The 14860-nt window shown below is 69.0% G+C and carries 11 protein-coding genes; 5 read left to right on the forward strand and 6 right to left on the reverse strand.

The annotated features are described in order from the left end of the window. Positions 1-9: 9 nt before the first annotated feature. From EHF44_RS24935 to EHF44_RS24955, 5 genes are all read right to left on the reverse strand, one after another. On the reverse strand, positions 10-675 hold the full coding sequence (locus EHF44_RS24935) for an SOS response-associated peptidase (protein ID WP_124686355.1): 666 nt from the start codon (positions 673-675) through the stop codon (positions 10-12). 78 nt (positions 676-753) lie between these two features. Continuing rightward, positions 754-1701, reverse strand: coding sequence for a Csu type fimbrial protein (locus tag EHF44_RS24940; RefSeq protein ID WP_124686356.1), 948 nt, complete (start codon positions 1699-1701; stop codon positions 754-756). Then, entirely contained in the window at positions 1698-4025 is a 2328-nt protein-coding gene (locus EHF44_RS24945; RefSeq protein ID WP_124686357.1) for a fimbria/pilus outer membrane usher protein, read from the reverse strand. Before EHF44_RS24945 ends, EHF44_RS24940 begins: the two co-directional genes overlap by 4 nt. Next, complete coding sequence (locus EHF44_RS24950) at positions 4022-4786, reverse strand: fimbrial biogenesis chaperone (protein ID WP_124686358.1); 765 nt, start codon at positions 4784-4786, stop codon at positions 4022-4024. Before EHF44_RS24950 ends, EHF44_RS24945 begins: the two co-directional genes overlap by 4 nt. After that, positions 4786-5280 (reverse strand): Csu type fimbrial protein, encoded by a 495-nt coding sequence (locus EHF44_RS24955; protein WP_124686359.1) that lies wholly within the window; start codon positions 5278-5280, stop codon positions 4786-4788. Before EHF44_RS24955 ends, EHF44_RS24950 begins: the two co-directional genes overlap by 1 nt. A gap of 378 nt (positions 5281-5658) precedes the next feature. Here EHF44_RS24955 and EHF44_RS24960 point away from each other — a divergent pair, with 378 nt between their 5' ends. Both EHF44_RS24960 and EHF44_RS24965 read left to right on the forward strand, forming a co-directional pair. Next, positions 5659-6390: a BON domain-containing protein gene (locus EHF44_RS24960; protein WP_124686360.1), complete on the forward strand. Its 732-nt coding sequence runs from the start codon at positions 5659-5661 to the stop codon at positions 6388-6390. Positions 6391-6497: 107 nt separating this feature from the next. Then, positions 6498-7751 carry a M20/M25/M40 family metallo-hydrolase gene (locus EHF44_RS24965; RefSeq protein ID WP_124686361.1) on the forward strand — a complete coding sequence of 418 codons (1254 nt, stop codon included), beginning with the start codon at positions 6498-6500 and terminating at the stop codon, positions 7749-7751. Positions 7752-7915: 164 nt separating this feature from the next. Here the strand turns inward: EHF44_RS24965 and EHF44_RS24970 are convergent, their stop codons facing one another. Next, positions 7916-8842 carry a LysR family transcriptional regulator gene (locus EHF44_RS24970; protein ID WP_124686362.1) on the reverse strand — a complete coding sequence of 309 codons (927 nt, stop codon included), beginning with the start codon at positions 8840-8842 and terminating at the stop codon, positions 7916-7918. A 371-nt stretch (positions 8843-9213) separates the two neighbouring features. Between EHF44_RS24970 and EHF44_RS24975 the strand changes: the two genes are divergently transcribed. From EHF44_RS24975 to EHF44_RS24985, 3 genes are all read left to right on the forward strand, one after another. Then, a complete protein-coding gene (locus tag EHF44_RS24975; RefSeq protein ID WP_124686363.1) occupies positions 9214-10086 on the forward strand; it encodes an alpha/beta hydrolase in 873 nt (290 codons plus the stop codon). A gap of 228 nt (positions 10087-10314) precedes the next feature. Then, positions 10315-11562 carry an efflux RND transporter periplasmic adaptor subunit gene (locus EHF44_RS24980; RefSeq protein WP_124686364.1) on the forward strand — a complete coding sequence of 416 codons (1248 nt, stop codon included), beginning with the start codon at positions 10315-10317 and terminating at the stop codon, positions 11560-11562. 95 nt (positions 11563-11657) lie between these two features. After that, complete coding sequence (locus EHF44_RS24985) at positions 11658-14849, forward strand: efflux RND transporter permease subunit (protein ID WP_124686365.1); 3192 nt, start codon at positions 11658-11660, stop codon at positions 14847-14849. The last annotated feature ends 11 nt before the right edge of the window (positions 14850-14860 follow it).

Below are 14860 nucleotides of genomic sequence, written 5' to 3' on the forward strand. Positions count from 1 at the left end.
GACGGCCGGCTAGTCCGAGGGTGGCGGCGGCCCCTTGGTCGCCCCCCGGGGCGGCAGCGGGGCCGGCTCCGCCACCAGGCGGTCGGCCGGCAGCAGGCGCAGGAACGTGCGCGCCGCCTCCGGGTCGCGGCAACCGAGCCAGCCGTCCCAGTCCTCGCGCGGCAGGATCACCACGCCGCGCTTTTCGTCCCCGGGCTTGTGAAACCGCTGCATCAGCGGATGATGGTCGGCGTTGACCGTCGGCATCGTGAACGACACGGCCCCGTCGGGCCACGCCCGCCATACCCCCGCAATCGCAAACGGCTCGCCGTCCGGCAGGCCGATCTTCCAGCGCACCGCCTTGCCGCTTTCGTAGTTCGGCTCGAAGAACGCCGTGGCCGGGATCAGCGCGAACTGGCACGCCTTCCAGAACCGCGCGAACGACGACAGCTTGCCGATGGTCTCGACCCGCGCGTTGGCCGTGGGAAAGTAGCGCGTACCGGGCGGGATGGTCGCTTTCGGCACCATGCTGAACGACGCCAGCACGCTTTCCCAGGCATCCGCATCGGTCCGCTGCCGGACGATCGGGGCCGCGTAGTCGGGCCAGGTTTCCGACGGATACAGGCCGGGCGGCGGCTCGACGCCAAAGATCTCGCGCAGGATGCGCCGCTGGACGGGGGCGTAGTTGACGCACATGGTGGGGCGCTCATGTGGCTGGGGTGGGCCTATCGTGGCGCAACGCCCGGCGCCGGTCAACCGTGGACGGCCCAGGGGTCAGTACGTGATCGTCGCCGTCACCGTGTCGGCATAGGTGCCCGGCGTGGGCGTCACCTGCGGCGGAATCCGGCCGTAGACGTTGAGTGTCTGGGCCGTGCCCGTGCCGGTGCCGCCCACGGTGGATGTGCCGCGCGAACCGTCGCCCCACGGCACCGTGCGCGCGGCGTCCGAATACAACTGGTAGCTCACGGTCTGCTGGCCGCCGCTGCGCGTCATGCGGCGTGCGGCGACGTTGGCGCCGTTGCCGGTGCCGGCGTTGAGCGCGATCGAATAGGGTGCGCTGGCGGTGCATTGCACGGTCAGTGTGCTGGCCGCGTCGCGGTTGCCGGTCAGCAGGCCGACCGAGCCGAAATCGAGCGGCGTGGCCGAGATATTGCAATCGGCCACCACGGTGGCGCTGGCCGTGAACGTGATCGGCAGGCTGTTGGTGGCAAGCGTGCTGCACGCGGGCGGCGACAGCAGGTATTCGACGTAGGTGACCTCGGCGTTGAGCCCGGTGAACTGGGATGTGTAGGCGCCGGCCGTGGCCGCCGTCTGGTTGGCCAGGATGCGCCCGTAGTAGCTCACGGACGCGCTGCCGTTGCCCAGCAGCGCGCCAAAGTCGAGCATCACGGGCGTCGCCGTGGTGCCGGTGCTGCGCGACCCCCAGATCTGCGTGCGCGCGCTGTCCGTGTAGAGGTTGAAGCCGAGCGTGCGGCTGCCGTTGGCCATCACGCGCGGCGACACGGTGGTGCCGGCCGAGCCGGTGCCGATGTTGATGCACGCCCGCACGCGCGCCGACACCGCAATGCCGGTGCAGCTCACCGTGATGGTGCCCTGGATGTCGACCGGGCTGCCGCTGACCGGGCTGTAGTTGCCGAACGCAACCGACGGCGCCGTGGCCGTGCAGACGGCCCGCGCGGCCGGCGCGGCCATCAGCAGTATCGCCAGCCAGGCGGCTTTCATGGTGCTTCCGCCGCGCAGCGCACGGGCCCGAGCCTGGGCAGCGGGTCTGCGCTGGCGCGGTAGTGCAGCCGGGCCGTGCACACGCCGGCGTCGGTCTCCGCGCGGAACGTGTTGTCGTCGCCCAGGGCGCCGAAGAACGCCAGCCCGTCGTAGCCCACCACGGTGCGGCCGCCGCTTTCCAGATGGACGATGGCCGTGCCGGGCGGCAGCGGCGTCTCCTCGCCGTCGACGAACATCACCTGGGCGCCGCGGAACGATTCGATCCGGAACGTGGCCAGCGCGCCCGACTGCAGCGCCGGCGCGATCGACAGCCGCGTGGAACTGAGCCGCGTGTTGACGGGCAGCGCCAGCGCGTCGATCTCCACGCGGTTGGCGTCGTACGCCAGCAGGTTGGGCACCAGGATATGGCCCGAGCGGTTAGTGTTGCCGATCCGGCGGTTCTCCACGAGCACGGGCAGGTCCGCCACGCCGCCCGTCGACACCAGCGCAAAGCTCTGGTCGATGCGCCGCCCGGCCATCACCGTGCCGTCCATCGCCACCAGCGACCCGCTGGCGCCAAGCTGCGTGCTCACGCGGCCCTGCAGGTCCTGCACCGCGCCGAACACGTCGCCGTAGCGGCCGCGGAAGTTGGCCTGCGCAAAGCCGCGCCACATGCCCGCGCCTTTCTGGCCGGCCACCTGCCAGCCCCAGCCGCCTTCGTACGGCGTGGCGTGGCTGACCGTGCCGATCACCGTGGGATTGCCGCTGTCGCGCCCCACCGTGGCCGACGCCGTCGTGTCGCTGTCGATCAGGTAGGTCAGCGTCAGCGACGCGCCGTACGACGACCCGGCCGCGAAGTCGCGGTAGGCGCTGGCCGTGAGCGACGTGCGCCGGTTCCACTGTGCCGTCCACGCCAGCGATCCGATGCGCGACGCGCCGTAGACCAGGTCCGACAGGTTCACGTAGCTGGCCGCGATATTGCCGTTGCGCGCCACGGGCACCGACACGGTCGCCCGGTACAGCGCCCGCGGCATCGGCGCGCCCGAGCGCGCGGCCAGGTCTTCGTAGTGGCCGAACGCGCGCGTGCCCTGTACGTCGATGCTGAAGCGCGGCGTGCGCCACTGGTAGCCAAGCCCGAGCTGCGCGCCGCCCGCCGCGCTGGCGCTGGCCGCCACGTTCAGCACGCCGGTCAACGGCAGCTTGAACAGCACGCCAGCGCCGCCAATGCCCACACCGCGCGACGCCTCGGCGTGCGCTTCCAGCGTGACGCTATCGGTCCAGCCGTAGCGGACGGACCCGTTCGCGGCCGGCGCGCTGTCGTAGCGGAACGAATCCACGCCGTACTGCGTGCGCAGAAAGCCCACTTCGAGCGCGTAGTCGAACAGGCCCGGCGCCAGCAGCCGCGCATCCACGTAGAGCGGCACCGTGGTGCTGACGTCGCGGCCCAGCGCGTCGCGCACGACGATGGTGGCCTGGCCGGCACCGCTCAGCGCCGGCGCGTTGTTGATCACGAACGGGCCGCTGGGCACCTGCCCGGAGTACTGGCGGACGTTGTTGATGTAGAGGTCCACCGCGCCCGGCACGGCCGCCGAGCCCGCCAGCGCGGGCAGGGGATAGGTGATCAGGTCCGGCCTCAGCCCGAAGTTGCGGCGCAGCTGGAAGCCGCCAAGCCGTACCGGGCGCGACCACGGCAGCGCGCCGGTGATCATGTCACCGATCAGCACCGACTGCATGCCGGTGGGGTCGGCGTGGGTCCAGCTGGTGTCGAGCCGCACGTAGCGGGTGCTGCGGTCGTACACGGTGGCGACACCGGTGTTGCTGAACACCCCGCCGGGATGAAAGAGGCGCTGCTCGCTGTACAGCCCGAGCTGCTGGCCCGTGTCGGGCTGGGCGTAGGCGTCGTAGTTCAGCACGAACCCGGTGCCGGGCGTGACCGGTGGCCGCTCGCGCGCCCGCGTGCCCAGTTGCGCCGGCATGCGCTGGCCGTCGGGCACGGTCAGGTAGACGCGCTGCATCGCGGGGTCATAGCGCCACGTCACGCCGGGCAGGCGGTCCAGCGCGACCATGCCCTGGGCGTCGGCCAGCGCCGGGTCGGCGCGCAGGCCCAGGTCGAGCAGTTCGTCCACCGGCGTCAGCAGCGTGCCGTCGCGGTCCGCGAAGCGGGCGACGCTTCCGGTTGATTCGCCGTTGACCATAACCTCCAGGTAGGCGGTGTGTCCGGGTACCTTGTCGATCGTCTGCGCACGGAGCGGGCTGCTCGCCACGGCGCCGGTCAGCGAGACGGCGATCATGGCAAGCCGCGACAGCGTCGCGCGGCGGGGCGTGGGACGCCGTCGCCATGTCATGGGCTCGCTTCGGGTCGGCCGGCGGCCACGGGCAGGCGCTGCGTCTCGCCGTTGACGTCGGCTTCGAGCCGCATCCCGGCAGCCGGCGCGAACGCGGCGGGCAGGCGCACCTTCCAGACGCGCGTGGCGCCCCGCAGCGCGTAGCCGAGCAGCCCTTCGGTCACCGTGGCGCGGCGGCTGCCGCTGACCAGCGTCACAGCGCTCAGCCGCGCGTGGCGCACGCCCTCGTTGCGCGCGGCCAGCCGCCATTCGCCGTCGTCGCGCCAGAGCGCCACGGCCAGGCGCGGCACGGGGCCATCGGGCGGCGTGCCGGCGAACACCGGCACCGAATAGCGTAGCTGCACGCGCACGCCGCTCTGGTCGGCCGGGGCGTCGCGCTGCGGCAGCTCGTCGATCAGCAGCCGGTACGACTGCTCGGCCGTGGCGGGCGTCTTGCCGGGCCGCACCACGCGGATCATCTGCTCGCCATTGCCGCCAATGCGCACGATGGGCGGGCTGGCCAGTACGTCGTCGGCGGGTGTCAGCACGTCGTCGCCGTCGGCCTGCGTCCAGCGGAACACGCGCACCTGGGCGTGGATGGGCGCGCCCGCGGCGTTGCGCAGCGTCAGCGCGGCAGCGCCCGGGCCGGCCGGCAGGTCCACCCGGACCGGCGAGATCTGCAGCGAGGTGGCATGCACCGGCAGGCAAAAGCCCGGCACGGCCAGCGCCAGCGCGGGCCAGGACCAGGATGCCGGCCGCCACGCGGGGGCGGCAATCGGCATCAGAAGTTGACGGTGGCGGTGACGGTGGTGGTGTAGGTGCCCGCGGCCGGCGTGGATTGCGGCGGCACGCGGCCGTACATCGTGATGGCCTGCGCGGCGCCGTTGCCGGTGCCGCCCACGGTATCGGTGCCGGGCGTGTTGCCCCAGATCTGCGTGCGGCTGCTGTCGCGGTAGATCTGGTATTGCACGGTCGCGGCGCCGGTGCCGGCCATCAGCCGGTTGGCGATGCTGCTGCCTGCGGCGGTGCCGCCGTCAAGCCCCACCTGGTACGGCGCACTGTTGCTGCACGTGACCGACAGCGACGAGGTCTGGTCGACATTGGCGGCCAGCACGCCCTGCGAGCCGAAATCGAGGTCGCTGGCGGTAATCGTGCAGTCGGCGGTCAGCGTCAGCCGGACCGCGAACGTGGTGGTCTTGGTGGCCGCGCCCAGCCAGACCGGCAGGGCCGCGAGGGTGGCGAACACTGCGACGCGAAAGTGGCAAGACGGCGTCATGGGCTTCTCCGTGGCAACCGACGCCCCGATCTTAGCGATGGCGCCGTCACCCGGCATCCGCTTTTACGATGTTCAGCAATGCTTAACGCGCAGAGTCGGAGACATTAGCGACATTGAATACAGTACAACCGCCGGAAACCGTTGTCAGGACTGGGTTTCAGGCTGCCTGATGCAGTCTTGCGCGGGCCGCCGCACGTGGCGTCGGCGGCGCAACGGATGTTTGAAACATCGACGCCGCGCCGATGGCCGGGCGCGCAGACATCGCCGGCCCCCTTCCTATAATGGCTCTGTGGTGCGGCGCCATGCCGCCCCCACGCGCGCTTGCAGGCAGGGGCGCGCTTCCCAGCCATCTCCACGTCAACGGGGGAGACACACATCATGCTGAGTAGCGAAGCGGTGCTGACGCAGGCGCGAGCCGCGCTGGCGCATGTGCCATACCAGGGCCACCAGATCCATCCCACCATCCACCTGCGGCTGTCCGACGGCGCCCTGATCCTTGAGGGCGAGGTGCCCGACGTCATGGACAAGGCCCGCGCCGTGGCCCGGCTGCGCCGGGTGGACGGCGTATCGACCGTGATCGACCATCTGCGCATTGCGCACGCCGGGCCCGTGGTGGGCGACGGCGACCTGCGCGCGGCCGTCTGCGAGCGGCTGGCCAATGCGATCGACTTCCGCAACTGCAAGCTCTGCGCGAAGGTCAAGGGGCAGCCCGAGCCGGTGCGCGAGGCCGTGGGCGAGCGCAGCGGCTGGATCGAGGTGGCCGTCCACGACGGCGCGGTGATGCTGAGCGGGCATGTCATCAGCCTGTCCCACATGCGGCTGGCCGGTGTGCTGGCATGGTGGACGCGCGGTTGCCGCAACGTGGTCAACGACATCGTGGTGGCGCCGGCAGAGGCCGACAGCGACGAGGAACTGAGCGAGGCGCTGCAACTGGTGCTGGAAACCGACCCGTTCGTCGATGCATCGCGGCTACGGGTGCGCACGGCCGGGCGGGTGGTGACGCTCGACGGCTACGCATCGAGCGAGGGCGCGCGCCGCCAGGTGGAACGCGACGCCTGGTACGTGCATGGCGTGGAGGAGGTGGTCAACCACATCACGCTCAGCAGCTAGCGTCCGGGCCGGCAACGCCCCGCGCGCGTGGACGCGCGGGCTTCCCTGCAAGATGCCGCAAGCGGTACATTGGAGCCTCCTATCCCACACCAACAACAGGAGACACCATGCCGCTTTCCCTTCGCCACCTTGCCATCGCCGCTGCTGCCGCCGTGGCGTGCCACGGGGCCCTTGCCGCGCAGGCCGACCCGGCGCTGCTGGACGCCGCGCGCGCCGCGCAGCCGGCCGTCGTGCAGTCGCTCAAAGACATGGTGTCGATCGAATCGGGCAGCGCCAACATTGCCGGGCTGACGCGCATGGCCGACTACGTGACGCAGCGGCTGCAGGCGGCGGGCGCCAAGGTGGAGCGGCTGCCGATGACGACCAGCGCCGCGCCGATGGTCAAGGCCACGCTGACGGGCGCCGGCAAGCGCCGGATCATGCTGATCGGCCATATGGACACGGTGTACCCGGCCGGCATCCTGGCCACGCAGCCGATCCGCGAGGATGGCAACCGGCTCTACGGGCCCGGCATCGCCGACGACAAGGGCGGGCTGGCCGTGATCCTGCACGCGTTGGACATCCTCAAGGCGCAGGGCTGGAAGGACTACGCGCAGATCACCGTGCTGCTGAACCCGGACGAGGAAATCGGCTCGCAGGGATCGGGCGAGACCATCGCCACGCTGGCCGCCCAGCATGACGTGGTGCTGTCGTGCGAACCCAACGTGGCCAAGTCGGTGGCGAAGTCCGAATCGCTGCTGCTGGCCGCCGCCGGCACGGCCACGGCGACGATGCAGGTCAAGGGCCGCGCATCGCACGCGGGCGCCGCGCCGGAGCTGGGCCGCAACGCGCTGCTGGAGCTGGCCTACCAGATGCAGCAGACGCGCGACACGGCGCGCCAGATTCCCGGTGCGCAACTGAACTGGACGCAGGCGCGCACCACGGGACCGCTGAACCAGATTCCCGAATCGGCCAGCGCCACCGGCGACGTGCGCGTGACCGTGGGCGGCGCCGCGCAGAAGCTGCAGGCCGCGCTGCAGGAAAAGGTGGCCGCCGGCCATCTGATCCCCGATACGCAGACCACGGTGGCGATGGAGGAGGGGCGTCCCGCCTACGTGGCCGACGCGCGTTCCAGGCAACTGGCCGCCCGCGCGCAGCAGATCTACGCCGAACTGGACGGCCGCCAGCTCATCCTGATCCCGGGCACGGGCGGCGGCACCGACGCGGGCTTTGCGGGCCGCTCGGGCAAGGCGGTGGTGCTGGAAAGCTTCGGGCTGTCAGGCTTCGGCTACCACGCACGCGACGAATACGTGGAACTGGACTCGATCGTGCCGCGGCTCTACCTGATGACGCGGATGCTGCAGGAGATCGGGAAGGAATAGGGGAACAGGCTGCGGGAAGGGGGTTGCTCCCCTCTCCCGCGCGGCGGGAGAGGGGCCGGGGGTGAGGGCCAGCGCATCCAAAGAGACAGGTCGCGGATGGAAACGCCATGCCCGCATCCACGACTCCTCGCCCGCGCGGCGGGAGAGGGGAGCCACCCGTGAACCTACGCCGCCAACTGCTGCGGCGCCGCGCCGAAGTGCGGGTGCCGCGAGAAGATCTCGGCGGCCCAGTTCACGAATACCCGCACCTTGGCCGACAGGTGGCGGTTCTGCGGATACATCGCCGAGATCGGCAGTTCGTCGGTCTGCCAGTCGGCCATGACTTCCACGAGCCGGCCGCTGTGGATGTACGGCTCCGCCATCGCCCGCGAGATGCGCGCGATGCCGTGGCCTTCCACCGCGCAGCCCAGGTAGACGTCGGCGTCGTTGGTCGAGATGACCGAGGGCAGCAGCACCTCGGTGCGCTCGCCGCCGCGCGCCAGCGTCCAGGGCGTCTCGCGTCCGGTGCGGTTCGACAGGAAGTTTACGGCCTTGTGCTGGGCCAACTCCGTCAGGTCGCGCGGCGTGCCGAAGCGGCGCAGGTAGATTGGCGACGCATAGAACGCCAGCTTTACCTGGCCGATGCGGCGCGCCACCATGGCCTCGTCCAGCGTCCCGACGCGCAGCACCACGTCCACGCCTTCCTTGAGCAGGTCGATGGGCTTGCCGTTGATGGTCAGCTCCAGCTTCAGCTCCGGGTAGGCGTTGAAGAAGTCGTGCAGTTGAGGCATCAATACCATCTGCGCCAGCCCGCTCGTGGTGTCCACGGCCAGCGTGCCGCGCGGGGAGTTGTTGTGGCGCGTCAGCGACTGTTCGGCTTCCTCCACGTCGGCCAGGATGCGGACGCAGCGTTCGTAGTAGGCGGCGCCGTCGGTGGTCACGCTGATGCGGCGCGTGGTCCGGTGCAGCAGCTTGACGCCCAGGTGGGTTTCCAGGTTTTGTATGAGCCGGGTGAGCGTGGCCTTGGGCAGGTCCAGAGACTCCGCCGCGCGCGCAAAGCTGCCGACATCCACCACCCGAGTGAATGCCTGCATTGAGACAAGACGATCCATGATGTTGCTTTCGAAAGGAGTAAGACCGAGGCTACGTTCCGAAGGATGTCTGGCGGGATCGGGTCCGCTGCATGTCAAGTGCGCGGCCTGGATTTGCTGCCGGCGGTCCGCCAGTGGCGGCCGGAGCGGGGACGGGTGGAGGGTTGGGGCGCCGGCGTTTGCGCTGTTTCCCCAAGTGCGCAGATGCCGAAGGACCGGAGTGAATCACATTTCCACTATCCATTTCAAGCCATGTGGGATCACTTCGACGATTATTCCAACGCAGAAACAGTGCATTGGCAATAGCTCGCTTTATCCCGTTGTTGTCAATCACCATAATTCGCTGCATCGCAATACAGCATCGACGGCCATTGCCGGTCGCCCGGACAACCATGACCAAGACCACGACTCCCCGTAGTTCCGCCGTACAACCGGCCGCAGAACAGGGCGAGGCCATCGTGATCCAGCACGTGGTGTCCAGCGGCGAGCGGGAGATCAAGGTCTGCGTCTGTTACCCCGCAGGTTATTGGCCCGTGAGCGCCGGTGCGCCATTGTTGCCATGGATGATCTACCTGCACGCGGGTGGCTTCGTCGACGGCGGCGTGGAAGCCGCGAAGGAACTGGTGCGGGATCTGGCGGAGTCGGTCCCGGCCGTGGTGGTGACGCCCGACTATTCGCTGGCGCCCGAAAACCCGTTCCCGGCGGCCCCCGAAGACGCGGTCAGTACTGTGGCGTGGGTGCTCAAGCAGGCGCGCAAGCTCAAGGTCGACAAGCTGCGCTTTGCGCTGGTCGGCGAGGAAGCCGGCGGCAACCTGGCGATCGCCACGGCGCAGATGCTGCGCGACCGCGGCCTGCCGCAGCCGGCTGGCCAGTGGCTGATCCGGCCCGTGACCGACCCGTGCCTGCAGCACGCGTCCGGCGGGCAGGTGCCGATGGAAATGCTGCGCAAGCTGGCCTGCAACTATCGCGACTACCTGCCCACGCCGGCAGCCACGGTGCACCCGTACGCGGCGCCGGCGCTGGCGTCGCGGCTGGCGGGGCTGCCGCCCACGCTGGTGCAGGTGGCAGAGCAGGATGCGCTGCGCGCCGAGGGCGAAGCCTTCGCCGCCAAGCTTGCCAAGGCCGGCATTCCGGCCAAGGCGTTGATCATGCCCGGCGCCTGTGGCGACGGGGTGGAACAGTCCCATGAGATGTGTCAGGCATGGGTCAAAGAAGGTGCGCGGTTCCTGCGCGAAAGTTTCGCGAAGGCCGACGACGCCTCGTAATCCGGTCCGAACGCCGGCCGGCGCCGTGAAAGCAGTGACGGTGCCGGATTCTCCCGCCAGCGCCCTTTGAGGCTGGCACCCCTGTAGTGGCTTTGCTTCGCTCGTTCCCGGGCGGAGTACCCCTTGCTGTTCCCGTTTTTCCGGCCCATCGAGCCGGCGGGAGACGTTCGGCCCGGAGTTTTGCTTTTCCAGTTGAAGAAACCCGACGAAAACACGGAGTGAAGAAAGATGAATCACAAGTCTCGACGCACGCTGATCGCCTTTGCCATCGTGGCAATCCTTGGGGCGGGCGTGGCAACCTCGGTACTGCGTCCCTGGCACGGCGGGGAAGCGCAGGCCAATACCCCGCCCCCGGCACCGGCGGTGGAAGTGTCCGCGGCGGTGGGCCAGACCATCACCGAATGGGATGAGTTCTCCGGCCGCATCGAGGCCGTGGACCGCGTGGAAATCCGTCCGCGCGTTTCCGGCACGATCGAAACGGTGCACTTCCGCGAAGGCTCGATCGTGAAGAAGGGCGACCCGCTGTTCACGATCGATCCGCGCCCGTACGCGGCCGAAGTGGCCCGCGCCGAAGCCGCACTGGCCGCCGCGCAGGTGCGCGCCTCGCACGCGCAGACCGAGAAGGCCCGCGCCCAGCGCCTGCTGGACGACAACGCGATCTCGCGCCGCGAGTTCGACGAGCGCATCAACGCGGCCAGCGAGATGTCGGCCGACGTGCGCGGCGCGCAGGCGGCGCTGGAAGTGGCCAAGCTGAACCTGAGCTACACGCGCATCGTGGCGCCGGTGGCGGGCAAGGTGTCGCGCGCAGAGATCACGGTGGGCAACCTCGTGGCGGCTGGCGCGGCGTCGCCGCCGCTGACGTCGGTGGTGTCGGTCTCGCCGGTCTATGCAAGCTTCGACGTCGACGAGCAGAGCTACCTGCGCTACACGGCGCCGGGCGCCGGCGGCGGCAAGAACGACCTGCCGGTGTTCCTGGGCCTGGCCAACGAGGACGGCAACCCGCACAAGGGCAAGATCCATTCGATCGACAACCGGCTCGACACGCGCAGCGGCACTATCCGCGTGCGGGCGGTGTTCGACAACGAGGACGGCCGCCTGCTGCCGGGCCTGTACGCCAAGGTCAAGCTCGGTGGCGGTTCGCCGCATCCGGCCGTGCTGATCAACGACCGCGCCATCGGCACGGACCAGGGCAAGAAGTTCGTGCTGGTGGTGGACAAGGCCAACAAGCTCGTCTACCGCGAGGTGGAACTCGGGCCCACGTACGAAGGGCTGCGCGTGATCCGCAAGGGGCTGCAACCGGGCGAGAACATCGTCGTGAACGGCCTGATGCGCGTGCGCCCCGGCGACACCGTGGCGCCCAAGGCCGTGGCCATGGCGTACCGCAGCGAACTGGAGCCGCGCGGCACCACCCCCGACCGCAAGCAGGCCGCGGACGACGGGCGTGCCGACAAGGCGGGCAAGGCCAAGGTGGGCTGAGCGCCGCCCCGGCACCAAACTGAAATTTCCCCTGAAGCTGTATGGCGTCCGCTTCCGAGCGGACGGCCAGGGGGACTGCTTTCGCCGAGACCAAGATGAATCTCTCGAAATTCTTTATCGATCGCCCGATCTTTGCGGGCGTGCTGTCGGTGCTGATCTTCCTGATCGGCGCCATCTCGATGTTCAAGTTACCGATCTCGGAGTACCCGGAAGTGGTGCCGCCGTCGGTGGTGGTGCGCGCGCAGTTCCCGGGCGCCAACCCGAAGGTGATCGCCGAGACCGTGGCCACGCCGCTGGAAGAGCAGATCAACGGCGTCGAGGACATGCTGTACATGAACTCGCAGGCCAACAGCGACGGCAACCTGACGCTGACGGTGACGTTCAAGCTGGGCACCGACCCCGACAAGGCCCAGCAGCTCGTGCAGAACCGCGTCTCGCAGGCAGAGCCGCGCCTGCCGGAAGACGTGCGCCGGCTGGGCATCACCACGGTCAAGAGCTCGCCTGACCTGACCATGGTGGTGCACCTGACGTCGCCGAACGACCGCTACGACATGACGTATCTGCGCAACTACGCGCTGATCAACGTGAAGGACCGCCTGGCGCGGATCCAGGGCGTGGGCCAGGTGCAGATGTTCGGCGCGGGCGACTACTCGATGCGCGTCTGGGTGAACCCGGAGAAGATCGCCGAGCGCGGCCTGGCCGCGTCCGACGTGGTGCGCGCCATCCGCGAGCAGAACGTGCAGGTGGCGGCCGGCGTGATCGGCCAGTCGCCGTCGCTGCCGGGCACCGACCTGCAGCTTTCCGTGAACGCGCAGGGCCGGCTGCAGACCGTCGAGGAGTTTGGCGACATCATCGTCAAGACGTCGCCCGACGGCGTGGTCACCTACCTCAAGGACATCGCCCGCATCGAACTGGGCGCCTCGGAATACGCGCTGCGCTCGCTGCTGGACAACAAGTCCGCCGTGGCGCTGCCGATCTTCCAGTCGCCGGGCTCCAACGCGATCCAGATCTCCAACGACGTACGCAAGACCATGGCCGAGCTGAAGGCCAACATGCCGGAAGGCGTGGACTACAGCATCGTCTATGACCCCACGCAGTTCGTGCGTCACTCGATCGAGGCCGTGGTCCACACGCTGTTCGAGGCCATCGCGCTGGTCGTGCTGGTGGTGATCCTGTTCCTGCAGACGTGGCGCGCATCGATCATCCCGCTGCTGGCCGTGCCGGTGTCGATCGTCGGTACGTTCGGGCTGATGCACGCGTTTGGCTTCTCGATCAACGCGCTGAGCCTGTTCGGGCTGGTGCTGGCGATCGGTATCGTGGTGGACGACGCGATCGTGGTGGTGGAAAACGTCGAGCGGAACATCGAGGAGGGCCTGTCGCCGAAGGAAGCGACGTACAAGGCCATGCGCGAGGTGAGCGGCCCGATCATCGCCATCGCGCTGACGCTGATCGCCGTGTTCGTGCCGCTGGCGTTCATGACGGGCCTGACCGGCCAGTTCTACAAGCAGTTCGCGCTGACGATCTCGATCTCGACGATCATCTCGGCGTTCAACTCGCTGACGCTGTCGCCGGCGCTGTCCGCGCTGCTGCTCAAGGGCCACGACGCCCCGAAGGACTGGCTGACGCGCGGCATGGACAAGGTGTTCGGCAAGTTCTTCGCCCGCTTCAACCGCTTCTTCGGGCGCAGCTCGGAAAGCTACGGCCGCGGCGTGAAGGGCGTGATCCGCCGCAAGGGCTCGGTGTTCGGCGTCTACGCCGTGATGCTGGTGGCCACGTGGGGCGTGTTCCAGATGGTGCCGAAGGGCTTTGTGCCGGCGCAGGACAAGCAGTACCTGGTGAGCTTTGCCAAGCTGCCCGACGGCGCCACGCTGGATCGCACCGAAGACGTGATCCGCCGCATGTCGGACATCGCGCTCAAGCATCCGGGCGTGGAGTCGGCGGTGGCGTTCCCGGGCCTGTCGATCAACGGCTTCACCAACAGCCCCAGCGCCGGCATCGTGTTCGTCACGCTGAACCCGTTCGACGAACGCAAGAGCGCCGAGCTGTCCGGCAACGCCATCGCGGCAGACCTGAACAAGCAGTACGGATCGATCCAGGACGCGTTTATCGCCGTGTTCCCGCCGCCGCCGGTACAGGGCCTGGGCACCATCGGCGGGTTCAAGATGATGATCGAGGACCGTGCCGCGCTGGGCTACGACGAGCTGTTCAACGCGACCAACGCGTTCATGACCAAGGCGCGCGCCACGCCCGAGCTGGCCGGCATCTTCAGCAACTACCAGGTGAACGTGCCGCAGCTTGACGTGCAGCTCGATCGTACCAAGGCCAAGCAGCTTGGCGTGCCCGTGACCGACGTGTTCGAGACGCTGCAGACCTACCTGGGCTCGTCGTACGTGAACGACTTCAACAAGTTCGGCCGCACGTACCAGGTCAAGGTCCAGGCCGACGCGCAGTTCCGCCAGCATGCGGAGGACATCCTGCAGTTGAAGGCGCGCAGCGCTTCCGGCGAAATGGTGCCGCTGTCGTCGCTGGTGAAGGTCAAGCAGAGCTTTGGCCCCGACAGCGTGACGCGTTATAACGGCTTCACGGCCGCCGACATGAACGGTGGCCCGGCGCCGGGCTTCTCGTCGGGCCAGGCCCAGGCCGCCGCCGAGCGCATTGCCGCGGAAACGCTGCCCAAGGGCATCGGCTTCGAGTGGACCGAGCTGACCTACCAGGACATCCTGGCCGGCAACGCGGGCGTCTGGATCTTCCCGCTGTGCGTGCTGCTGGTGTTCCTGGTGCTGGCCGCGCAGTACGAAAGCCTGACGCTGCCGCTGGCGGTGATCCTGATCGTGCCGATGAGCCTGCTGGCCGCCATGACCGGCGTGTGGCTCACGCGTGGGGACAACAACATCTTCACGCAGATCGGTTTCATCGTGCTGGTGGGGCTGTCCGCGAAGAACGCGATCCTGATCGTGGAGTTCGCCCGCGAGCTGGAGCACCAGGGCCGTACCGTGGTGCAGGCCGCGATCGAGGCCAGCCGCCTGCGTCTGCGCCCGATCCTGATGACGTCGTTCGCGTTCATCATGGGCGTGGTGCCGCTGGTGATCTCCACCGGCGCCGGCGCGGAAATGCGCCATGCCATGGGCGTGGCCGTGTTCGCGGGGATGCTGGGCGTGACGTTCTTCGGCCTGTTCCTGACGCCGGTGTTCTACGTGGCCCTGCGGCTGCTGGCCACGCGCAAGCAGCGCCGCGAGGCCGTATCGACCGATGTGTCGGCGTCGCACGCCGTACCGTCGGCTGAGTGATGGGGATCGAC

It is taken from the genome of Cupriavidus pauculus, from assembly GCF_003854935.1.
Taxonomy (GTDB): Bacteria; Pseudomonadota; Gammaproteobacteria; order Burkholderiales; family Burkholderiaceae; genus Cupriavidus; species Cupriavidus pauculus_C.

Bases quoted from the DNA above. Each gene is read 5' to 3' on its own strand.
- EHF44_RS24955 (WP_124686359.1), bottom strand. From the start codon at position 5,280: ATGACGCCGTCTTGCCACTTTCGCGTCGCAGTGTTCGCCACCCTCGCG.
- EHF44_RS24965 (WP_124686361.1), top strand. From the start codon at position 6,498: ATGCCGCTTTCCCTTCGCCACCTTGCCATCGCCGCTGCTGCCGCCGTG.
- EHF44_RS24950 (WP_124686358.1), bottom strand. From the start codon at position 4,786: ATGCCGATTGCCGCCCCCGCGTGGCGGCCGGCATCCTGGTCCTGGCCC.
- EHF44_RS24985 (WP_124686365.1), top strand. From the start codon at position 11,658: ATGAATCTCTCGAAATTCTTTATCGATCGCCCGATCTTTGCGGGCGTG.
- EHF44_RS24935 (WP_124686355.1), bottom strand. From the start codon at position 675: ATGTGCGTCAACTACGCCCCCGTCCAGCGGCGCATCCTGCGCGAGATC.
- EHF44_RS24980 (WP_124686364.1), top strand. From the start codon at position 10,315: ATGAATCACAAGTCTCGACGCACGCTGATCGCCTTTGCCATCGTGGCA.
- EHF44_RS24970 (WP_124686362.1), bottom strand. From the start codon at position 8,842: ATGGATCGTCTTGTCTCAATGCAGGCATTCACTCGGGTGGTGGATGTC.
- EHF44_RS24945 (WP_124686357.1), bottom strand. From the start codon at position 4,025: ATGACATGGCGACGGCGTCCCACGCCCCGCCGCGCGACGCTGTCGCGG.
- EHF44_RS24960 (WP_124686360.1), top strand. From the start codon at position 5,659: ATGCTGAGTAGCGAAGCGGTGCTGACGCAGGCGCGAGCCGCGCTGGCG.
- EHF44_RS24940 (WP_124686356.1), bottom strand. From the start codon at position 1,701: ATGAAAGCCGCCTGGCTGGCGATACTGCTGATGGCCGCGCCGGCCGCG.
- EHF44_RS24975 (WP_124686363.1), top strand. From the start codon at position 9,214: ATGACCAAGACCACGACTCCCCGTAGTTCCGCCGTACAACCGGCCGCA.